At 60.4% G+C, this 21,767-nt stretch carries 18 protein-coding genes; 10 read left to right on the plus strand and 8 right to left on the minus strand.

Annotated features, from left to right (window positions below):
* Window positions 1–58: 58 nt before the first annotated feature.
* On the plus strand, window positions 59–1,750 hold the full coding sequence (locus BUA15_RS12640; protein WP_072716357.1) for an amidase family protein: 1,692 nt from the start codon (window positions 59–61) through the stop codon (window positions 1,748–1,750).
* On the opposite strand, the gene BUA15_RS12645 is transcribed toward BUA15_RS12640, so the two are convergent.
* The 3 genes from BUA15_RS12645 to BUA15_RS12655 all read right to left on the minus strand — a co-directional run bounded on the left by BUA15_RS12645 (window position 1,745) and on the right by BUA15_RS12655 (window position 4,408).
* Complete coding sequence (locus BUA15_RS12645) at window positions 1,745–2,398, minus strand: protein-methionine-sulfoxide reductase heme-binding subunit MsrQ (RefSeq protein ID WP_072716358.1); 654 nt, start codon at window positions 2,396–2,398, stop codon at window positions 1,745–1,747. The genes BUA15_RS12640 and BUA15_RS12645 overlap by 6 nt on opposite strands.
* A complete protein-coding gene (msrP, locus tag BUA15_RS12650; protein ID WP_072716359.1) occupies window positions 2,398–3,345 on the minus strand; it encodes a protein-methionine-sulfoxide reductase catalytic subunit MsrP in 948 nt (315 codons plus the stop codon). The genes BUA15_RS12645 and msrP overlap by 1 nt, the downstream gene beginning before the upstream one ends.
* A gap of 79 nt (window positions 3,346–3,424) precedes the next feature.
* Entirely contained in the window at window positions 3,425–4,408 is a 984-nt protein-coding gene (locus BUA15_RS12655; protein WP_072716360.1) for a carbon-nitrogen hydrolase family protein, read from the minus strand.
* A 99-nt stretch (window positions 4,409–4,507) separates the two neighbouring features.
* Here BUA15_RS12655 and BUA15_RS12660 point away from each other — a divergent pair, with 99 nt between their 5' ends.
* Window positions 4,508–5,677 (plus strand): hypothetical protein, encoded by a 1,170-nt coding sequence (locus BUA15_RS12660; RefSeq protein ID WP_072716361.1) that lies wholly within the window; start codon window positions 4,508–4,510, stop codon window positions 5,675–5,677.
* Here BUA15_RS12660 and BUA15_RS12665 read toward each other — a convergent pair.
* Complete coding sequence (locus tag BUA15_RS12665) at window positions 5,659–7,944, minus strand: DUF5686 and carboxypeptidase-like regulatory domain-containing protein (protein ID WP_072716362.1); 2,286 nt, start codon at window positions 7,942–7,944, stop codon at window positions 5,659–5,661. The two genes, BUA15_RS12660 and BUA15_RS12665, sit on opposite strands and share 19 nt — an antisense overlap.
* A 63-nt stretch (window positions 7,945–8,007) precedes the next feature.
* Window positions 8,008–8,568, minus strand: a complete 561-nt coding sequence (locus BUA15_RS12670; protein WP_245772044.1) for an arylesterase — start codon at window positions 8,566–8,568, stop codon at window positions 8,008–8,010.
* A 203-nt stretch (window positions 8,569–8,771) separates the two neighbouring features.
* Between BUA15_RS12670 and BUA15_RS12675 the strand changes: the two genes are divergently transcribed.
* Window positions 8,772–9,473 (plus strand): ABC transporter ATP-binding protein, encoded by a 702-nt coding sequence (locus tag BUA15_RS12675; protein ID WP_072716364.1) that lies wholly within the window; start codon window positions 8,772–8,774, stop codon window positions 9,471–9,473.
* Window positions 9,466–11,997: an ABC transporter permease gene (locus tag BUA15_RS12680; RefSeq protein WP_072716365.1), complete on the plus strand. Its 2,532-nt coding sequence runs from the start codon at window positions 9,466–9,468 to the stop codon at window positions 11,995–11,997. The genes BUA15_RS12675 and BUA15_RS12680 overlap by 8 nt, the downstream gene beginning before the upstream one ends.
* Before the next feature lie 191 nt (window positions 11,998–12,188).
* On the opposite strand, the gene BUA15_RS12685 is transcribed toward BUA15_RS12680, so the two are convergent.
* Genes BUA15_RS12685 through BUA15_RS12695 form a run of 3 tightly spaced genes read right to left on the minus strand, consistent with a single transcriptional unit; the run spans window position 12,189 to window position 14,704 of the window.
* A complete protein-coding gene (locus BUA15_RS12685) occupies window positions 12,189–12,902 on the minus strand; it encodes an ABC transporter ATP-binding protein (protein ID WP_072716366.1) in 714 nt (237 codons plus the stop codon).
* 4 nt (window positions 12,903–12,906) lie between these two features.
* The gene (locus BUA15_RS12690) at window positions 12,907–14,403 is read right to left on the minus strand and encodes a DUF5687 family protein (protein ID WP_072716367.1); all 1,497 of its coding nucleotides are present in this window, start codon (window positions 14,401–14,403) and stop codon (window positions 12,907–12,909) included.
* 1 nt (window position 14,404) lies between these two features.
* On the minus strand, window positions 14,405–14,704 hold the full coding sequence (locus BUA15_RS12695; protein ID WP_143149617.1) for a hypothetical protein: 300 nt from the start codon (window positions 14,702–14,704) through the stop codon (window positions 14,405–14,407).
* A 439-nt stretch (window positions 14,705–15,143) separates the two neighbouring features.
* Between BUA15_RS12695 and BUA15_RS12700 the strand changes: the two genes are divergently transcribed.
* From BUA15_RS12700 to BUA15_RS12725, 6 genes are read left to right on the plus strand one after another with little or no spacing between them, the layout of a single operon-like run.
* Window positions 15,144–16,202: a LacI family DNA-binding transcriptional regulator gene (locus BUA15_RS12700; RefSeq protein WP_072716369.1), complete on the plus strand. Its 1,059-nt coding sequence runs from the start codon at window positions 15,144–15,146 to the stop codon at window positions 16,200–16,202.
* Between the two features lie 13 nt (window positions 16,203–16,215).
* Window positions 16,216–17,547 carry an ABC transporter substrate-binding protein gene (locus BUA15_RS12705; RefSeq protein WP_072716370.1) on the plus strand — a complete coding sequence of 444 codons (1,332 nt, stop codon included), beginning with the start codon at window positions 16,216–16,218 and terminating at the stop codon, window positions 17,545–17,547.
* Window positions 17,540–18,442: a carbohydrate ABC transporter permease gene (locus BUA15_RS12710; RefSeq protein ID WP_072716371.1), complete on the plus strand. Its 903-nt coding sequence runs from the start codon at window positions 17,540–17,542 to the stop codon at window positions 18,440–18,442. The genes BUA15_RS12705 and BUA15_RS12710 overlap by 8 nt, the downstream gene beginning before the upstream one ends.
* Window positions 18,443–18,445: 3 nt before the next feature.
* Window positions 18,446–19,255, plus strand: a complete 810-nt coding sequence (locus BUA15_RS12715; RefSeq protein WP_072716372.1) for a carbohydrate ABC transporter permease — start codon at window positions 18,446–18,448, stop codon at window positions 19,253–19,255.
* Between the two features lie 4 nt (window positions 19,256–19,259).
* Window positions 19,260–20,732 carry a hypothetical protein gene (locus BUA15_RS12720; protein WP_072716373.1) on the plus strand — a complete coding sequence of 491 codons (1,473 nt, stop codon included), beginning with the start codon at window positions 19,260–19,262 and terminating at the stop codon, window positions 20,730–20,732.
* The gene (locus BUA15_RS12725) at window positions 20,716–21,747 is read left to right on the plus strand and encodes a glycoside hydrolase family 130 protein (RefSeq protein ID WP_072716374.1); all 1,032 of its coding nucleotides are present in this window, start codon (window positions 20,716–20,718) and stop codon (window positions 21,745–21,747) included. Before BUA15_RS12720 ends, BUA15_RS12725 begins: the two co-directional genes overlap by 17 nt.
* Window positions 21,748–21,767 lie beyond the last annotated feature (20 nt).

Consider the following 21,767-nt stretch of genomic DNA (forward strand, 5'->3'; position numbering starts at 1 on the left):
TGAGGCTAATTGTTAGTTTTGTATTCTGCGATGTGCCTCTAACCAAGCAACTGGTCCTATGAAACGGCTTCTTTTTGGCGGATTGTTGCTGGTAAGCCTGGCTTCCTGCCGCTCGGAGAACCGGCCCGTTTTTACGTGGACGCCCTACGATGAAGCTGAAGAACTGGCAGAGAATGCAGCGCACCCCTCGCGACGCATGCGCTTTAAGCTCATTCAGTCGCAGCTGTTAGATAAGAATGCGCTGTTGCAGACCATCTCCCGGCAACTGGAGGGGTTCACGGAGGAGGATTATCGGCGGCTCTACCCGCTGATCTATGAGCAGGACATCCTGACGTTGCAGGAACATGTGCAGGCGGGGCGTCTCAGCTATGAACTTATCACGAAGTGGTACCTCTACCGCATTGCCCGGTATGAGAGCGATCGGGAACGGTATCTGAATGCCGTGGTGGCGATCAATCCAAACGCGGTGGCCGAGGCGCGTGAAAAAGATCGCCAGCGCCCGGAGCGGCCACATCCACTCTATGGCATGCCCGTTCTGGTTAAAGACAATATCAACACAGCCGGTATGCCGACAACGGCCGGTGCCCATCTGCTTCGTGAAAATTGGACCGACGATGCTTTCATCATACGCCAGATTCGAGCGCACGGGGGCATCATCCTGGGCAAAACCAACCTGAGCGAATGGGCAAACTTTCTGTTTTTCGGGGGGCCGAATGGGTTTAGCGCTGTAGGTGGACAGACGCTGAACCCTTACGGACGCCGCCGTTTTGATTCGGGGGGCTCCAGCTCGGGCAGTGGAGCCGCCATTGCGGCCAACTATGCGGTGGTGTCGGTGGGGACCGAGACGTCCGGTTCGATTCTTTCGCCTTCCAGTCAGCACAGTCTGGTGGGCTTAAAACCGACCGTAGGACTGCTCAGCCGGGCCGGCATCGTGCCCATTTCGAGCACGTACGATACGCCCGGTCCCATGGCCCGAACAGTGCGGGATGCTGCCATCTTGCTATCGGCCATGATCGGCAGGGATCCGGACGACCCGGCTACGGCTCAGAGTCCGGAGTCTGCAGCGTACTGGGAGGCGCTGGCAGAGGTTCAGGATCTAAAGGGATATCGCCTGGGGGCATTTCAGGCATTCCTGGAAAACCCATACTATCAGGAAGCTCTTGATGTGCTGCGATCGCTGGGGGCTGAAGTTGTGGTATTCGAGCCGCCGAAGGTCGATCTGGATGGCTTTGGTGAGGTGCTGGCGGCTGATATGAAAACAGACCTACCCCGGTATCTTGCTCGCTATGCGGCTGCGCCATACCGGTCGTTGACCGTTGCGGAGATTGTTGCGTACAACCGGGCCGATTCGGCGCGGCGCATTCCGTACGGGCAGGGACGCTTTGCACAGATGTTGACCGTCTCCTTGAGCCCGGAGGAACTGGCTGCGCGCAAGCAGCGCCTCCATGATGAAGCCGTGCGCTTCTTTGAGGAACCGATGCAGCAGCATCGGCTGGATGCTGTGCTGTCAATCAACAACTGGCATGCGCGGCCGGCTGCCCTGGCGCACTATCCTGCGCTGACCGTTCCTATAGGCCTGCAGGAAAGTGGCGAACCGATCGGGTTGACGTTTATTGCACGTTCGTTCGAGGAGGCGCTGCTATTGCGGATGGGCTATGCATTTGAGCAGGCCATGCAGGGGCGGGTCCCGCCTTCTGCTTATGCGCTGGATGCGGAGGGACAGGAGCGCAACAGAGCGCCTGCTTCATGAGCGCCTGTCTGGCGGTCTCTCTGAGGCTATGCGGGCCAGGGGGCGTGAAGTCCGGGAGGACGTCTGGGGGGCAAAAGGCCATCGCAGGCGGAGCAACAGGAGAATCACCAGCACGACTCCATACGCCAGGGGCGGACGCCAGTCGAATTTGACGGCCCACCAGTAATGCAGCACGCCCAGCGCAGCAATGAGATAGACGAGCCGATGCAGGCGACGCCAGCGGCGGCCTCCCAGCCGTCGGATCCAACCCGCTGTTGAGGTGACCGCCAGGGGAAGCATGAGCGCGTAGGCCAGAAGGCCCACCGTGAGAAATCGGCGCTGGAGCACGTCTCGGCCGATTTCACTCCAGTCGAAGAACTGGTCCAGCCACAGATAGAGCAGAAGGTGCAGGGAAGCATAAAAGAAAGCGGCCAGGCCCAGCCGTCGCCTCCAGCGTATCCAGCCATTCCAGCCGGTAAGGCGGCGCAGCGGAGTGAGAGCCAGGGTGACCAGAAGGAAGCGTAAGGTCCAGCGGCCGGTCTGGTGGGTGATCTCCTGGATAGGATTGGCTCCAAGCCGGTCCATCCACAGCCCCCAGCTCAGGTAAAGCAGGGGAGCGGCTATGCCAAGCCAGACCAGTGCATCGAGCCAGGGCCACAACTTGCGCATCAGAAGTACTTCCTGAGATCCATGCCTTCGTACAGGTGGGCTACCTGGTCGGCATAGCCGTTGAACAGCAGCGTTTTGCGCTTGCGAAATTCGCCAATGCGTCGCTCCGTCTTCTGACTCCAGCGGGGGTGATCTACGTTGGGGTTAACGTTCGAATAAAAGCCATACTCATGCGGTGCTGCCTTCATCCAGGTGGTTATCGGCTGCTTTTCCACAAAACGGATGCGCACGATGGACTTGATCGACTTAAACCCGTACTTCCAGGGAACCACCAGTCGGATGGGGGCGCCGTTCTGGTTGGGCAGCATCTTACCGTAGAGGCCGACGGCCAGGATGGTCAGTGGGTGCATCGCCTCATCCAGACGCAGGCCTTCGACGTAAGGCCAATCAAGGATAGGCACCTTCTGACCGGGCATCTGCTCTGGATCATACAGCGTAGTGAATTCTACAAACTTTGCCTGTGAGGTGGGTTCGGCCCGGCGAATCACTTCCGCCAGTGGAAAGCCCAGCCAGGGAATGACCATAGACCAGCCCTCAACGCAACGGAACCGATACACACGTTCTTCGAGCGTATAGGGCTTGATGAAGTCTTCCAATTCGTAGGTGCCGGGGCGATGGCAGAGGCCTTCGACGCGGATGGTCCAGGGACGCGTGCGAAGCCGGTGGGCGTTCCGGGAAGGGTCTCGTTTGCCGGTGCCAAATTCATAGAAATTGTTGTAAGTTGTGATGTCCTCGTACGAAGTCCAGGGCTCATCGGTGTCGTAAGGGCCCGGGTTCGCCTTGCGGCGCGCCTGCTGTCCTTCGGCGCGGCATCCTGTGCTCAGCAGTCCGGTAGCGGCTGCTCCGGCCAACAGACCGGCTTTCCGGAGCCATTCCCGCCGGTTCCAGTACAGGCGTTCATCCGTAATTTCAGATGATGGAATGGGCTTTTCGGTGCGAATCAGCATGGCAGGTCTGTCGTTCAGCCGGTGCGTAGTTCAGGGATAACGTTCCGTGCAACCCTTAGTGTCCGGTGCAGGCGATTTGTTACGGATGATCGGTGCGGAACGTTACCGATACCTGTGGGCGGGTATCTACCTCTAAGTGAAAGATGTCGGGGCGGGCATAGTGGCCATCTACATCGAGGGTAAGCAGGCCTTCGGCAATGCGTTCAGGTTCGAGCGTGGCGGTGACAAAGGCCGGCTCATTCCAGAGAGGTTCGGCCAGGTAGGCGCCATCCGGTCCGATAATGGCACTGCCGCCGGTCTGGAGGAGACGCTCGGGCGGGCCCGGGATGGCATCCAGCAGTTCGCGGGCTTCGGAGGGCACGTGGGGAAGCGTCTCCAGTCCACCCAGCAGATCCTGCTTTCGCAACACGGTGCCGGCAGCCAGTACAAAGCAGCGTCCTTCAAACGCGTAATGGCGGCTGGCAATCTGATGGCGTTCGTGGACCGAGGGCCACTGGGCTACATGAATCTGTTCAAAACGGGCGTGCAGCGCCGCGCGGGCCAGCGGCATCCAGTGTTCCCAGCAGATCAGGCCGCCCAGTCGGCCAAAGGGCGTGTCGATAACGGCCAGCGTGCTGCCGTCGCCCCGTCCCCATATCAGGCGCTCGGTGTAGGTGGGTATCAGTTTGCGGTGCAGCGCCCAGCTTCCGTCCGGTCGCAGAAAGAGCTGGGTGTTGTACAGCGTGCCTTGCAGCCGTTCGTGCACGCCCAGCACAACGTAGCGTTCGCTTTCGCGCACAAGCGCTTGCAGCTTTGAAAAAAGCGGGCCAGGGATTTCCAACGCATTTTCCCAGAGGAGGCGATAGACGGCCTTCGGGCCCGGCGCATCCCACAGCGCAGCTCCCGGAGCCTCATCGAGCCAGATCGGATAGCCAGGGAGCCACGTCTCAGGGAAGACAATCAGGTCGGCGCCTGCTTCGGCTGCTTCCAGCAGCAACTGGCCGGCCCGCTCTATTGAAGCTTCCAGGTTCAGGTAAACAGGCGGGTGCTGCGCGATGGCTACCCGGCAGGGTTTCCAGGGCATGGTGACCGATCGGTTGGTTGTAGATAACGGTTGAAACTTAGAAAATTGCATAGATTAAAAGAAACCAGCATAGCATCACAACAACTGGCTTATCGGGCCATGTCCCGCGCGCGATGGCTTCTGCCGATCTTGCTGCTCTGGGGGATCGGATGCGACACCGCAAGCATAGAGGAAGACGACACGATACAGACTGTTCGCTATCGCACCGATCGGTCAGACTGGGCGCGAACGGTCGTGCAGCTCCCTGATGGATGGTTACTTGTAGGCGGCTACACGGATGGCGTTGGGGCTCCGACCGACGGCACACTGGCCGTCCCCCTGTTGTTGTGGATCGACATAAACGGAACGATACGCGGCACGGCCGTTTATCGGGATCTCCGACACGGAGAAGTGGTCGGCATTGCTCCACTCGGCGAAGACCTGGCCGTGCTGGTTTACTACAATCCTTATGAACACGGAGGAGGACCGACGCGAACGCTCCTTTATAGAGCCCGCTCGGACGGTTCACGGAAGGAGGTGTTGTACGAGGCAGAAGGCGGTGCCGCGAGCCGTCACGCGTTGCTGACCCTTCCGAACGGAGGACTGGTAATGGCTGTGGAACGTTCGCTGGTTCGGCTGGAATTGAACGGAGCACCTTCCTGGAAGCGAACGTTCGATGCGCTGGCCTTCATAGCCGATCTGGCAATCGATGACAGGGGACGCATCTACGGGATGGGGCCGCTCAAGGAAGGCGAGGGGATCGGGCTTTTCTGTGTAACATCCGGAGGAGCGCTGGAATGGGAGCGTACCTACGTGCCGGATGAATTGATGCGCTTTTATCTGCTGACATTAACTCCCGACAGCCTTGTGGTGGGCGGTCGCCGCTTCCAGGATCCTCGTATTGTATTGCTATTCTTCGATCGAGAGGGCAACAAAGCGCGCGTGCAGTTTATCGGGGAAGGAAGCATCCGTCTGAATGCATTGCGCACGTTGCCGGAACGCAACGAGATAGTGGTAGGCCTGATCGAACAATATCGGCCACCGGCAGAAGGACCTGGATTTTACAGCTCATATCTGGTCCTGATAGATTCTACGGGCACGGAGCGAGCCCGCTGGCTTTTTGGACCGGAACGTGGATCTACCTTTGTTGAAGACCTGCTGGTTGCGGGGAATCGTCTGATCGCCGTTGGCGCTACCGGCCCAGAGCGACTTTCCGGGCATGGGGGCGATGATTTCGACGTGCTGGTGCAGATCCGCCCGCTTTACGATGCTCAGAAAACGCGAGCGTAGCTGATGCCCCAGCCCCAGCCGGGACGATCCAGGCGAACGCCCAGGTCGAGCCGGAACATACCCAGCAGTCGGTTCAGCGCTATGGTCAGTTCGTGATAATTCCGGGAGGTACCGGCGGCATGCCAGATGCGACCGTGCGTGCCACCGATCATCCACTCGATGCCGTGCTGGGCCAGTGAGCGCAGGCCGAGCAACTCGAACGGCAGCGATCGAAAATTGTGCTCCCAGGCAAGAAGCAGCAGATGGTCGCCTTCAAGAAAGGCATTTTGCAGGGTACGTAGCGTCCCGAACGGCCCAAAGCGCCCGAGCGCGCCGTCGAGTACCCGACGCGCCTGGGGTGGCAATGCGCCGCTGGCTGTGGACACCTGCAATCGCACGTACAGCGTGGGCGGCATCATGCGGCGACGCAGAAACGTGGACCAGTAGGCGTCCAGCAGAAGACCGAGACGAAGGTAGCGGGCATCTGTCTGCCAGCCGTGCTCAAGCGCCAGTTCTAGCGCTCGACGTCCGAGCAGACCGGCCGGCAGTGACTCGTCACCTATCCGGACGGTTACCGTGAGGCGCTGCCAGCGCCCTTCTACAACAGGCAGGTTGGGGCGCTGAGACCGGGGGCCGAAAAGCGTCCGGGTGGTCCGAAGCGTGTCGGAACGATGCCGTTCCAGGAAATAGCCGGCCCGCATGTGCAGGTGTTCGGTACCGTAGACAGCTTCCAGACCGAAACCCTGCCGCCGATAGTAATCCAGATAATCGCGTCCGCCCATCAGCATGTGCATCCCGACCATCAGGCGACCGTAGATCGAAGGCCAGCGCGGGATGGTCTCGTCGAAAAGGCCAGGCGTCAGCGTAATGCGTGGGTGGAGCCGGGCATGCAGTTGCAGTCGGTAGGTAGGGCGCTCCGAGGCAAAGGCGTAGCCCAGGGCGACGTCGGGCTTTAGCCGACCTTTTGGCCACAGGTACAGGCGGGCACCCACATGCAACCCTTCCACCCGATTGAACCAGAGGCGCGGCGTAAATCGAAAGGGCCGAGAACCTGACGACGCGCGTCTGCTGTCGGCGCGCACAAAGCGCGCCAGCAGGCCCCGGGGCGCCAGCACGCTGGAAAGTGTCTGGGTGCTGTCGATCCATGCGTAGGCCTGCTGCTCCGGCGGCGTCAATGGAACACGGGCCAGTTCCGTCAGCGTATCGGCCCGGGCTACTGAGGCTTCGAGGATTTCTTCGGCCGTCTGCTGAAACAGGGTGTCGGGTAGCGGGACGTTCACTTCATAGGTGATGAACCGGGTAAGCTGGCGTACCTGGAAAGGAGGAAACTGAAGGCCCGGAAAGCCTATCTTGAAAGCACCTTGCACGCGCACATCGACGGGCAGCCAGACGCTGTCTTTGAACAGGCTGAACTGCTGCCGGTAGTGCAGGCGTACTTCCTGAAAAGGCGGAGGGAACAGCACCATCTCGCCCGGCTCAAGATCCACTTCCAGCAGCGCATACGCGCTGTCAAGCACAGCCAGCTTGCCCCGGAATAGCGGCTGGAAGCGTGCGGCTGGCTCCACGGCAATGTCATAGACAAGCCGATCGTCCAGGTAGCGGTAACCGGTCAGGCGAAAGCGATAGTAGCGAAGCGCTTTGGGGTGGGTGGGGCCGATCATTCGATAGCCCGCAATGTCCAGATCATCGTCGTAGAAGTTGGGCAGATAGCGGGCGCCTACCAGATTCTGCGCTCCCGAAAGGTTGGCGGTCTGGCGACGGGCCTGCACCACTTCGCGGACGCCTTTGTCCCGTTTCCAGAAGACAAGGGAGTGCGTTTCAGCGATCTGTACAATGCCGGTATCGGTGGCGACGGTCTGGCGCGAGTAAGTCTCGGCACGATAGGTGTGCAGACGGCTGCGCCAGGTCTGCTTGCGAGCGATGACCCGACGCATAATTTCTTCGGCCGGATCGCTGCCTGTACCTACAACTACAGGCGGCAGCGAGTAGGTAACCGGAGTCAGACGAACATCCAACGTCGTGTCGGGTGGAGCATTCAGCCGAATTGTCCGGGAGCGATAGCCGATGTGCCGTAGGCGCAGCATGGCCGGAAAGTGTTGAATTTCCAGCGTAAAGCGCCCTTCCATGTTCGTGATGGTGCCCCGATAGGTACCGAGTAGCTGAATGTGAACGGCTTCAAGCGGCTGGTTCGTTTCGGCGTTCCGGACGGTGCCACGGATCAGGTGCTGGCCGCGCGTTGTCGAGAGGCCGCTCCAGAAAAGCAGCAGAATCAGAAAAATCCGGGACATGGGGCACCGAAGGCTTTAGATGGCTCGGCCGGCTATACGAAAGGGGACGGTTTCGGTTGCAGCTTATGCCAGCCCCAGACGTCGTTCCAGCACGGGCCGCAGCACGCGCCAGACGTTCTCGGCTACGATACGCTGGCCTTCGGCGGTGGGATGAATGCCGTCTGCCTGGTTCAGTTCGGGTACCCCACCGACGCCTTCGAGCAGGAAAGGGATTAAATAAGCATTGTTGGCACGGGCTAGCTCAGGATACAGGGCGCGGAAAGCGGCGGTGTAGGCGGGGCCCAGGTTAGGAGGCAGTTGCATGCCAGCCAGGATGATGTCGGCTTCTGGATAGCGGGCACGCACTTTGTCAATGATACCCTGGAGATTCTGGCGGGTTACTTCTGGGTCGATACCGCGCAGCCCGTCATTGGCGCCCAGCTCTAAGATGAGCACATCAATTCGTTCCCGAAGTAACCAGTCGATGCGGCGCAGCCCACCGGCCGAGGTTTCTCCACTGAGGCCTGCGTTCAGGATGCGTACAGGCCAGCCCAGCGAATCAACCTTGCGCTGCAGGATGGCCGGAAAGGCTTCGTCCGGCGACAGGCCATAGCCGGCTGCCAGGCTATTGCCCAGCACAAGCACGGTGATTGGTTGCGCTGCGCGTGCGGCATGAGTCGGTGTCTTGGCAGTAGTGTCCGGGGAGCCTTCGGATGAGGAGGCAGAAGACTTCGACGTGTCCTGGCAGGAAGCCAGCAGGATAAGGAGAAGAGGAAACAGCACCCTAAGAACCGAATCAGCCCAGCCGGTTATAAGGAAGTCGATTTTGAGCATTCGCGTATGGGAGTATGCTACGGGTTGCGCATCTGTCGAAGACCTACCGAAGCGGATCACGGACGCTCACCGTGCTCCAGGATATTTCGTTTTCGATAGCGCCGGGAGAAGCCTGCGCCATTGTGGGCCCCTCAGGCAGCGGTAAAACGACGCTGTTAGGATTGTGTGCCGGCCTGGACCAACCTACGTCGGGTAAAGTCTGGCTGGACGGTCAAGAGCTGACCAGACTGGATGAAGAAGCACGGGCAGCACTCCGCAATCAACTGGTAGGTTTTGTTTTTCAGACGTTTCAGCTATTGCCTACGCTGACGGCGCTGGAAAATGTCATGGTGCCTGCCGAATTACGCGGCGATCGTATGGCACGCCGGCAGGCTATAGCGCTGTTGGAACGGGTAGGGCTCGGGGATCGGCTGCACCACTACCCGCGCCAGCTTTCGGGAGGAGAGCAGCAACGGGTGGCGCTGGCCCGGGCGTTCATCAATCAACCCCGCATCCTGTTTGCCGACGAACCCACCGGTAACCTGGATGCGGAGACCGGCGCGCTTGTCGAAGATCTGCTTTTTGAGTTGAACGCGACCGCGGGTACAACCCTTATCATTGTCACGCACAATCTGGAGCTGGCTCGGCGCACCGGACGCCTGCTGCATTTGCGTGCTGGACGCATTGTGGCTGACGAACCGGTGCATCCGGCCATCCAGCCGACGCGCCATGGCTGAACATCATGCCAGAGCGCTACGCTGGGCCCTCCGCATGGCCTGGCGCGACAGCCGGGGAAGCCGACGACGCCTGGGACTCTTTCTGTCGGCCATGATCCTGGGGCTGGCAGCGCTGGTAGCCATCAACGGGGTGGGGGGAAATCTACGACGCGCTGTAGACGAACAAGCGCGGCGGTTGCTGGGTGCTGATCTGCGTCTGGAACGTGCGGCGCCGTTCGATACGCTGGACGCGCTTCTCAATACAATCGGTGGACGACAGGCCCGGGTGATCGCTTTTGCTTCCATGGTTTATTTCCCGCGCACAGGCCACGTGCGTCTGGCATCGATCCGAGCAGTCGAAGGATCCTGGCCGCTGTACGGACAGCTCCAGACCGATCCTCCAGAAGCAGCCGAGCAGTACCTGCGCGCAGATGGTGCCCTGGTTGAGCGTACGCTGATGGAGGCCTACGGCGTGCGCATAGGTGACTCGGTGCGGGTGGGACGCCGAAGCTATCGCATTGTCGGGCGTCTGCTGGCAACACCCTCTGAGTCGGCACTTATGGCACTGGCTGCTCCGCGCGTGTATATCCCCCGAGCTGGAATGGATACCCTGTTGCTCGGCTTTGGCAGCCGCGCCACGTATGCGGTGTATTTCCGCTTCGACGATAGGCGGGATGCTGAAGCGCTAGGCCGCCGGCTCCGCCAGCAACTGCAACCGTTGCAGGTCGATGTCGATACCCTGGAAGAAGTGCGGGCAGACTGGGATGAAGCGCTGGCAAACCTGTATCGCTTTCTGGGCCTGATCGGATTCATTGCGCTTGTCCTTGGAGGGATCGGCGTAGCCAGTGCGGTGCATGTGTACGTCCAGCAGCGCGTAGATGCGGTGGCGGTGCTACGCTGCCTGGGGGCTACGCCTGCCCATACCATGGCCGTCTATCTGTGGCAGGCCGGAATGATGGGGATAGGGGCTGGCGTGGCGGGAACGCTGCTGGGCCTGGGACTTCAGGCGCTTTTGCCTCGACTGCTGGCAGCGTTTCTACCCGTTGCGGTGCCGTTGCAGGTTGAACCTGCTGCAATAGGCCTGGGGCTACTGAGTGGGCCGCTCATTACGCTGCTATTTGCCTTGCTGCCGTTACTCCCGGTACGTCGGGTTACGCCGCTGCGTGCGCTGCGCGCGTCGGTCGATCCCGTCCCGAACGGACGGGATCTCTGGCGCTGGGGCGCCTGGCTCCTGTTAACCGGCGGGCTCAGTGCCCTGGCCATGCTGCAGGCCCCGACGCCGGTGATAGGCGCCGGGTATGCCTTCGGGCTGATGCTTGTTCTGGGAACGCTGACGCTGCTGGCCCGGGGACTGATGCACCTGCTACGCCGCGCGACCCCGAGCCGATGGCCGTACGTCTTTCGGCAAGGGCTGGCTAATCTCTACCGCCCTCATAACCAGACGCTCGTGTTGATGGTAGTGCTTGGACTGGGGACATTTCTGGTAGTGCTGGTGCTGCTCCTGGAACGATCGCTTATAGCCCAGGTGCGGCAGGCCGATGGCGGCACGCGTCCGGATCTGGTCTTTTTTGACGTGCAGCCTGATCAGCGAGATAGCCTGATCGCGCTCATCGAAGCCAGCGGAGCACCTGTGCTTGAAGCGGTTCCGATTGTCACGATGCGGCTGGCGGCGGTTAACGGGCGTCGCATTGAAATGCTCCAGGCTGACACAACCGCTCGGTTAAACTGGGCCTTCCGGCGAGCGTACCGCTCGTCCTATCGAGACCACCTGACCGATACCGAAACGCTTCTGGCCGGTACGTTTACGCCTGCGGTGCCACCTGGCACGGCGGTGCCGCCTGTCTCGCTCGAAGAGGAGATTGCCGCCGAGCTGGGTGTAACGCTGGGCGATACGCTGGTGTGGAACGTGCAGGGCATTGAGATTCCTACTGTGGTGGGAAGCATCCGACGCGTGGACTGGCGGCGGTTCCAGACGAATTTCTTTGTACTTTTTCCCCGGGGAGTGCTGGAAGAAGCGCCGCAGATGTTCGTGCTACTGGTGCGGGCTGGCGAAGCCTCGCCTCATATTCAGCGGGCTGTTGTCGAGGCGTTTCCGAACGTTTCAGCCATTGATCTTCAGCTTATCCTGAACGTAGCTGATGAGATCTTCGGTCAGGTCGGGCTGGTGCTGCAGTTTATGGCGCTCTTTAGCGTACTGACTGGCGTGATTGTGTTGCTGGGAGCTATTGCCGTTACGCGTGTAGCCCGCGAAGAAGAGACGGTGCTGCTCAAGACGCTGGGTGCTTCGCGACACCAGGTGCTTCAGATCACGGCGGTAGAGTACGGATTGCTGGGAGGGTTGGCCGCAATCGTGGGACTGCTATTGGCTGTGGGAGCAGCCGAACTACTGGCCCGACAGGTATTCGAGGTGCCGCCCGTGTATCCTCTGGATGTGCTCGGCGCTGCGGTACTGAGCGCCCTTGTGCTGACGCTAAGTATCGGGCTGCTAGGCAACCGTCAGGTCTATGGGCGTCCTCCGCTTGATATCCTGCGGGCAGCTGGATAGACCGTAGCATAAAGTCCTGCAGTGGTGGCCTCTAAAAGGACTTTCCAGAGCAGCCGGTTGTCCTGGAGCGGCTGCGGGCTCCTGCAGGCACGATGAGATATGGACAGGCTGCTGCCAGCATAAAGAAAAACGGTAAACCGAGCCGACATCCGCGGAAACAGATGCCTGTTCGCTGCTGACGGCGCGTTGCTCTACGAAGCCTTCGATAGGCCAGCAAAATAGGCTTCCAGCTCCTGCTGCGCGGAGGCGCCTTCGGTTACGTCGCGCACAATGCGGCCATCCTGCATGACGAGAATGCGTTGCGCCAGTCCGACCACTTCGTTCAGGTGATGGCTTGTAAACAGAATCGTCGCATGCCGTTGCTGCTGATGGAGCTGTAGGAGTCGGGTTAGTTGCTGGCAGGCGGTCGGGTCCAGATGCGCGAAGGGTTCATCCAGCACCAGCAGGCGCGGTTGTACCAGGAGGGCTGCTGCCAGCCCGACCCGTTGCCGGTTCCCGGCTGAAAGGTCGCGTACGTACGTGCGCGTTGCCAGCAACGCCGGGTCCAGAAAGGACGCCAGTGCTTCCAGCCGTGCCCGGTACGTATTTTCATCCAGCCCATACACCTGTCCCACCAACGTCAGGTATTCATCTGGCGTCAGAAAGGGAATCAGAAAACTATCGTCGAGGTAAGCGCTCGTTTGCTGTTTCCAGGCAGCGGTTTGCCGCACGTCCTGTCCGTCGAGCAATACCTGTCCTTCTGTGGGGGCTACCAGGTCCAGGATCAGGCGCAGCAGAGTTGTTTTACCAGCGCCGTTGCGTCCGACCACTCCAACCAGCTCGCCCGAGCGGATGGTCAGCTCGGGAATATCCACGGCCATGGTTTCGCCGTAGCGTTTTTTTAGCCGAATGAGTCGAATCTCCATGACGTCAGGAGGGCCGCAGGTGTGCCAGCAGTTCGTGTTTGTGACGGATCAGTTGCCGTTCTAGCAGATCCAACCAGTGGGGATAGAGGAGCAGGCTGGCGCTTCCCAGCAATCCCAGTAGCAGCATGCCATAACGCCCGGTCATCATGCCAACCAGTGCCAGTGCCTGCAGCGTGAGCACCAGGCCCAGCAGGCGCAGGGGCTGTCGGTAAAGCATTTGTTTGGAGGAAAAAAGCGATTGGGGATGGAGTTCGATCCGAACGGCATGCAGGGGCATCTGCCAGAGCAGCACCGGATGCACAAAACCCACCAGATAAAGGTAAAGTAGGGCCAGGCGTTGCATGTGGGAGGCTTCGATGCGGAGCGTTGGGAGCAACGAAAGTAACCCCCAGATGCTCAGAGCGGCGATAAAGGCGCATAGCGCTAGAGTGGCCGTACCAAGCAGCGTGGCCCGCCCCAGCGCCCGATAGGGAAGGGGCCAGGTAAACAGGCCCTCGCCAAACGCGCTCTGCAGAGGTAGCATGTCGATTACGGCACGGAGCGTACCGGCCAGCAGGAAGGCCGTACCCATCAGAAGAAGCAGCGGGCTTTCTTGCTCAAGTCCCATGAAGAGTTGCCCTCCTCCAAGCATTCCGTAGAGCAATGGCAGGAAAATGAGCAACCGAGTAAAGCGATGCCGCCAGAGCAGACGAAACTGTAGCAGAGTCAGGTGCCAGGTAGCCGATAGGTTCCAGCGCGGCCTTCGGATGGCGGCAGCCGGCACCCGTCCCATGAAGGAATGGTCCACGTAGAGCGTGCGTCGGATAAGCACCAGGCCTGTTGCGTAAAGCGCAGCGTTCAGGCCCAGCAATACCCCCATACTGCCGGGCTGTCCGTAAAGGGGTGCTTCCAGCGCACGCGCGGCGAGCCACGCCAGCCCGCCCTGCTGGTTCAGCATGCCCAGTCCGACCAGGCTGCCCAGCCATACGCATACGTAGACTCCGGGCCATGTATAGCGGAGCAGGCGCAGGAGGTTGGCCGCCCATTGCGTGCCGGTGACCAGCAGCGTGGCGGTCAGGAGCCAGCTCAGCGCCGGAAGCAACGTGAAGCGGGGGACAATGCTGCCGAGCCAGATCCCCAGCAAGAAGAGGCCCAGCGCCCCGTTGGCTCCGTGCAGGAGGCTGAGCATCTGCAATGCATGGGCTATCCTGGTGCGTGAGACCGGCCACAGTAACCATGGACGAACCGGTACGTCTGGTCCTGCTCCCCAGAGCGATTGCAGCAGCGGCCAGAGCAAAATCAGGCTGAGCGTTGCAGCATGGACCCCATGCAGGCGCTCTGCTGGCGGTACCCTCCAGAGCATCCACTCCAGCGAAAGCCCCCAGCCAAAGACTGCCACGCCAAGCAGTCCATAGAGCGCTCGGAGCACCCAGCGTTCGCCCTCTCCCTGGCCGGTTGCCCGGTGCCGCGAAACATACAGGCGCCAGAACTGTCCCGGTAAATGGAGTGGTGCGCCGTCCATTTCAGTTTGTGCAGCCAATCGCCGTTCCTATGGAGATGCCGGTAGCCGGTATGCCAAAGATAAGAGAAGCCGCCGTCCATCCTAACCACGCTGCAGTCCCTACCGGTGTTGCCAGTGCCCCAAGGGCAAGGGTTCCCAGAACGGCTCCTATGCCACTGGCTGCCCGGCAGGAGCTGGCCCCACTGCCTCCGCCGCCATCTTCGCCTTCCCGTTCAGGTCGGGCCCACAAAGCATGGACCGTGGCCGCCTGGATAAGCAGCAACAGACCGGTCGTGTACAGCTTCGACAGGATCCGCTCCATGGCTGTACGATTTTGACTGACGAGTTCACGTCGGATAAGCCAGCCGGGTCGCCGTTCACGCCGGCCTTCGCGACCCGACATGCACGTAGCTAAGTAACACACACCCACCTTGTCAAGCCCCCGGGTCGGCTCTCTATCCAGAGGACCATGGGGGCAAAAACGCTTTTTGGGTTGAGCGGAATGGATGAAGCCGCGTTCGGTGCCGCGGAAAGGTGCGGGGACAGGGCGGCCTTGATAGTGCAATGCCGTCCGAGCTATGCCGAGCTCGACCCCGCACGCTTCCAATCATAGGGAGGCAGTCCCGCCTTTTTAAAGAATCGAAGCCCGAGCAGACAGATGGCTGCGGCCAGGTTTGGATAACTCTGGAAGCTATTACTTGACAGATTTTCATAGATGAGATAAATTTTCATTAAACCGTTTCGATCTTCAGAGAGACCCCATGAGCACTTCACGAAGCACCATTCGGGATGTCGCCCGAGCTGCCGGAGTGTCGATTTCAACCGTTTCGTTGGTCCTCAATAATAAAGGCCATGTGAGCGAGGCAACGCGCCGGCGCGTACTGAAAGCTGCCAGAGAGCTGGGCTACGTTCCCTCCCGAGCTGCACGCGACCTGTCGTTGAAACGGACTGGCAACATCGGGTTTGTGCTGCGCGACGATCATTTTACCCGAAGTGAACCGTTTTACACCTACATTTTCCTGGGAACGGAATTCGAAGCGCGGCTGCACAATCTGTACGTCCTGCTAACCACCATCCCGCGAGACTATCAACCTCGGGTGCATACGCCGCGTTTTCTGCGGGAGCGTAACGTGGATGGCCTTCTGGTGGCCGGCAAGGTGAGCGACACCTTTCTACAGGAGGTGCGAGCAATGAAGTTGCCGACCGTGCTGATCGATTATGAAGCCGAGGGATTTCCCGCTGTGGTTATCGACAATCAGGGAGGGGCTCGCGTGGCCGTAGAGCACCTGTTGCAGCAGGGTCACCGGCGCATTGCGTTTGTGGGGGCAGACCTGCAGCATCCAAGCATTGCCAACCGGCTGGAAGGCTACCGGGGAGCACTGGTGCGGACCGGACAGACTCCGGATCCTGCGCTGGTGCTGGTAGATGAGGAGGCGGAGCCCACGCGGGCAACTGGCCAGCGCCTGGGACAGCGACTGTTGGAGTTGAAGACACGTCCCACAGCTGCCTTTTGCGCCAATGATGCGCTGGCGCTGGGCGTGATGGAGACGCTGCTGCAGGCAGGCCTTCGGATACCCGAGGACGTGGCGCTGGTGGGGTTCGACGACGTGCAGGGGGCTACCCAGGCACCGGTGCCCCTCACCAGCGTGCGGGTTTTCAAAGAGCAACTGGGCGAGCTGGCCATGCGCCACCTGGTCGAACGCATGACTCCAGACGAAACGCGCCGCCCATATGCCCGGGGGCAGCATATCATTGTGGTGCCCTGCGAACTGGTGGTGCGCGCTTCGTCCGCGCACCGAAAAGCCTACCCTCCAGCCTGACAGCCGATGCACTATGGCAGGGAATCGGACGCCTGCGCATTATGTGGGGGGCTGCGTGCTGATAAGCGCGTTGCTGCTGATGGGATGCCACCGCCCCACTCCCCCCTCTACAGCGGCGGGTGGCGGCATTCGGCTTGTCTACTGGACCGCACCGAATCCGGACGAGCTGGCTCTGGCTCGCGAGCTGGTAGCCGAATGGCAGGCTGCCCACCCAGAGGTGGAAGTCGTGGTGCAACCCATTCCGGCCGGCCAGTCCAGCGAAGAGGTCCTGCTGGCGGCCGTGGCCGCGGGGACAACCCCGGACCTGTGCTCCAATATATGGCCGGGTATCGTCGAGGATTTTGTGGAAGCCGGGGCGCTGGTGCCCCTTGATCGCTTTTCGGACTTCGACTCGCTGTGGCAGAGCCGCATTCCCGAAACCGTACGGATGCAGTTTCGCTCCCGAGACGGCCACTTCTATCAGTTTCCCTGGAAGACCAATCCGGTCATGATGTTCTATAACGTGCAACTCCTGCAAGAAGCAGGGTTTGAGCAGCCGCCGCGCACCTACCGCGAGTATCTGGAGGCGGCCCGTCGCATCACGGCCGACACCGACGGCGACGGGACGATCGACCGATGGATGGGCTACCGCGACATCCGACCGATCTGGTGGCAACGCTACTTCGATTACTATGCCTTCTATGTGGCCGCCTCGGGAGGGCGCACGCTGTTTGATGGGCAGGGGCAACTGGCGCTCGACACGGCTGCTTCCAATCGCGTGTTCGCTTTTTTTGCCCGTCTCTACGCAATGGGAGCGTTTCCGAAAGCGGTCTGGACCAGCAGTGGCAGCCGGTTTCTCAACGGCCAGCTTGCGACCGACTTTACCGGCTCCTGGCATCTCGTCTGGCTGGAAAAGCACGCGCCAGCCGAGCTGGTCTATGAAGTGGCGCCCCTTCCGGTGCCGGACGACCACGAAGGGCCGGTTTACACTTACGGAGACTATAAAAACATGGTGATTTTTTCCACCACGCAGCATCCGGAAATTGCCTGGAGTCTCCTGCGCTTTCTGGTGTCGCGCCAGGCGGATCGGCGACTGTTGGAGCGCACGCGTCAGATTCCCGTGCGCCGGGGACTCCTCGACGATCCCTACTTTGCGCCGGTTTTTGAGCAGCAACCACTGCTGCGACGCTTTGCCGAACAGGCCGCCTACACGCGCAGCGTCGATAGCGTCCCAGACTTAAAAGAGATTCTGGACGCACTGGCCCAGGAGTTCGAGGCAGCGGCTGTGTATGGCATACGTTCACCGGCCGAAGCGACCCGCCGTGCCCTGCGGCGCATTCGGATGATTCTGAACTGGAATGCCTGAGCGTGCGGCAAAAAAACGACGGTGGCGCGTCCGGCTGCGTGAAGCGCAGCAGGGGTATGTACTGGTAGCGCCCTACCTGCTGCACCTGAGCGTGTTTTTTGGCTACCCGCTGCTGTTTGCCTTCGTGCTGATGTTCCATCGTTGGGACATCGTTACGCCCATGGAATTTGTGGGCCTGAAAAACTTCTGGCGCTTGGTGCGCGATGACCTGTTTTTCCGGGCGCTGCTCAACACAGGCCTGTTTCTGACGATTCACATTCCCTTGCAGATCGTTGTGGCCCTGTTCTTTGCGGAGCTGCTAAACCGACCGCTGAAAGGACGGGGCTTTTTCCGAGCAGCTTACTTTATGCCGGTCGTGGTCTCGGGCGTGGTGATTACGATTCTGTTTCAGCAACTGTTTGCCTTCGATACCGGGCTTATCAATCGAATGCTCCAGGCGCTGGGTGGAGAACCGGTGCCCTGGCTGGTGTCGCCAGCCCTGGCAATGCCTTCCATTGCTATCATGGCCACCTGGAAAAACGTGGGCCTGTACATTGTGCTGTTCCTGGCCGGATTGCAGCACATCCCGAAGCATCTGTACGAAGCTGCCGAACTGGATGGGGCCACGCCCTGGCAACGCTGGTGGCACGTAACGCTCCCTCTTTTGAATCCGACAATGGTAACCGTGGTGGTGCTTTCAACCATCGGAGGATTTTCGCTTTTTATCGAACCCTACATTCTGACCGGCGGCGGTCCGCTCAATGCCACGCTGTCGGCCGTGCTTTACATCTACAACCAGGCCTTTTACTTCAACCACATGGGCTATGCGGCCGCGCTGGGCTTCTGCTTTGCCCTCGTGATCTTCCTTGTGGTCCTGCTGCAGCGACGTTTTGTAGAAACCGACACCTGGAGTTAAGCCATGCGCCGCGTGGGAGTGTATCTGCTTCTGCTGATCGGGCTGGTAGTGTTCGCCTACCCGTTCGTCTGGATGGGCGTGGCCACCTTTACCCCGGAGGCAGAGATTTCAGAGCTGACGCTGCTGCCGTCTCAATGGACGTTCGCCCACTACCGGCTGGTCTTCGAGCGTATTCCCGTCTGGCGCGGGCTGCTGAATAGCCTGGTAGTGGCGCTGGCTGTGACGCTTTCGGTACTGGTCTTTACCTCAATGGCGGCCTATGCGCTTGCCAAGTTACACTGGCGGGGACGCGAGACCGTCTTTTCGCTCATTCTGTTTACCATGATGATTCCCTTTTTGCTGCTGCTCATTCCGCTCTACACGCTGATCGTTCGGCTGGGCTGGACCGATTCCCTGTTCGGGCTGATTGTCCCGTTCATGATGAATGCGACGGGCGTCCTCATCCTGCGCCAGAGCTTTCTGACGATCCCACGTGACCTGATCGATGCGGCGCGGATGGATGGCTGTGGCGAGCTGCGCATCCTGTTTACGATCGTCTGGCCGCTGTCAGTGCCAGCCCTGGTGACCGTGGGGCTGCTGACCTTTATCGGAAGTTGGAATGAGGTGCTGTGGCCAATCATCGTGGTGCGTGAGGTGCAGTGGATGACGCTGCCGCAACTGGTGGCACTTTTTGCGGTGGGAGGTGGAGCCGAAGGGCAACTGGGGCCGCAACTGGCCGCAGCCTTTCTGCTGGCCCTGCCGATTGTACTGGCCTACCTGTTCTTCCAACGCTACTTCATCCAGAGCTTTGCGACCGGTGGACTGAAAGGCTGAGCACATGGCTCGATCGCGCCTTTTCGTTTTATGGCTGAGTTACTGGGTGCTGAGCGTCGGCTGCCGCACCGACCCGCAGCATCCGGCCACGCTTTTCGAGCTGCCGATCAACCTGGCCCATCTGGAACACCTGAGCGAGGATGTGGTGCGCGGCGACTCGGTGCTGCGCCTGGTGCACATTTATGCCGAGGCACCCGACTATCGCTGGGTGGATGACCCTGATGAAGGCGCCGCCTGCGTGGATGATGCTGCCCGGGCCGCCGTGCTGTATCTGCGGCTTTATGAGCTGACCGGCAACGATACATTCCGGCATACCGCAGAGAAGCTCCTGCGTTTTGTGCTCTACATGCAACGAGCAGACGGGCTCTTTTACAACTTTGTGTACTCCAACCAGCTGGACATCAACACGACGCATCCGAACAGCCGGGCCGAACCGTTTGGCTGGTGGGCCAGCCGGGCGGTCTGGGCACTGGGAATGGCCGCAGATGTGCTGCAGGAGGCCAACCCGGCTCTGGCCTCGCAGGCTGCCAGAGCTGCGCGCCGGGCCCTGGTGCACCTCGACCGCACCTGGCTGGTCCGCTACCCGCGCACCCGACGCGTACAGGGACGCCTGCTGCCGGAGTGGCTCGTGTATCGCTACGGAGCAGACGCTTCCAGCGAATTACTGCTGGGATTGATCCGGCTGCAAAACGCCACGCCTGACACAATGCTGGCCCGCATGATTCGACAACTGGCCGAAGGGATGCAGATGATGCAGTACGGGTCGATGGCCCGGCACCCGTACGGAGCTCATGCTTCCTGGATTGACACCTGGCATGGCTGGGGCAATGCGCAGACGCAGGCGCTGGCGGCGGCCGGCTATCTACAATCGGCCCGCTACGAAGCCGAGCATTTTTATCCACGGCTGCTTGTTTACGGCTGGATGTACGCCATGTCGCTGGACGATTCGACCCGGGTGCAGCGCTACGAGCAGATTGCGTATGCGGTGCGTTGCGTGGCAGTTGGCCTGATCCGGCTCTACGAACAGACCGGGGAGGTGCGCTACGCTATTCTGGCCGGACTAGCAGCGAGCTGGTTAACCGGTAACAACGAGGCCGGCGTGCCTATGTATGATCCGGCCACAGGACGCGGCTATGACGGCATTCGGGGACCGGGCGAGGTCAATTACAATGCCGGGGCAGAGTCAACCATTGAAGCGCTTTACACGCTGCTGGAGGTGTACCGGCATGAGCCGGCCCGGCGCTGGCTGTATGCCCGAGGAACATCGCCTGTCGAAGTAACCCGTGACGGCGTGCGCTATGCCTATCGGGTCTTCCGCGTGCAGGAAAAACAGCGCGTCCGCTCTGTGGCCGTGGTACTTAACCTGAGCGCCGAGCGGCTGGAACTGTTAGAGGGTAAAGCGTTGCAACAATTTCTTCTGGAAGTAGGCAGGACATCCGGGCAATATGAAGCACAGGCTTATGCAACAGGCTTCTGAAGCTGTAACGTTGTTCCGACGGCATCCGCAGCCGCTACTGACCCCTGTACCGGAGCTGCCGTGGGCTTCCGGGGCTGTGTTCAATCCGGGCGCCTGGTACGATGGCACGCGCGTACACCTGCTCATTCGAGGCGTGCCGGCCGGCTATCGGCGCATTCGGCTGCAGGATGTGCCCCCGGGCGAGCCAGAATGGGGGTTTGAACCGTACGTGTCGTACATTGGCTATGCCGACAGTACCGACGGCGTTCACTTTGTGATCCGGCGCCAGCCTCTGATTCAGCCTGACGCGCCCTACGACCGTTTCGGAGTTGAAGATCCGCGCATTAGTCGGATCGACGACCTGTATCTGATCACCTATACTGCTCTGGGCGCGCCGGCGTTTGCCCGACCAGGTTGCGTGCGCATCGGCCTGGCTGTGACCCGTGATTTTCAAACAATCACCAAATGCGGCCTTATCGGGCCAGACACAACTGACAAGGATGCGGTCATTTTTCCCCGCCGCATTCGCGGGCGCATTGCCATGCTGCATCGCATTGTGCCCTCTATTCAGCTTATCTATTTTGAAGATCTGGAGCAACTCTTTAAGCCGCCGGCTTCCCTGTGGGAACGTCATCTGGCAACTCTGGACGAACATGTCGTGCTGCGTCCGGAATTCCCCTGGGAGGCTAAAAAAATCGGGGCCGGTCCTACGCCGATTGAGACGCCGGAGGGCTGGCTGCTCCTCTATCATGGCGTGGATGCACACCATGTGTACCGTATGGGAATGGCCCTCCTGGATCTGGATGACCCGCGTCGGGTGATCGCACGCACCCCGGAGCCTGTGCTGGCGCCTGAGCTTCCTTTCGAGCAGGAAGGAGATGTGCCCCATGTGGTTTTTCCTGAGGGTGCTGTTGTCATAAATGGCGAGCTATATGTTTACTACGGAGCAGCAGACCGAACCATCGGGCTGGCGCGCGCTTCGCTCTCAGACGTGCTGGCGTACCTGCGCCGTTGTGTGGTAAGACAGACTTCCTGAAGCACCAGAAACGCGAACGC

Origin of the sequence: Rhodothermus profundi, assembly GCF_900142415.1 — a bacterium.
Lineage (GTDB): Bacteria > Bacteroidota > Rhodothermia > Rhodothermales > Rhodothermaceae > Rhodothermus > Rhodothermus profundi.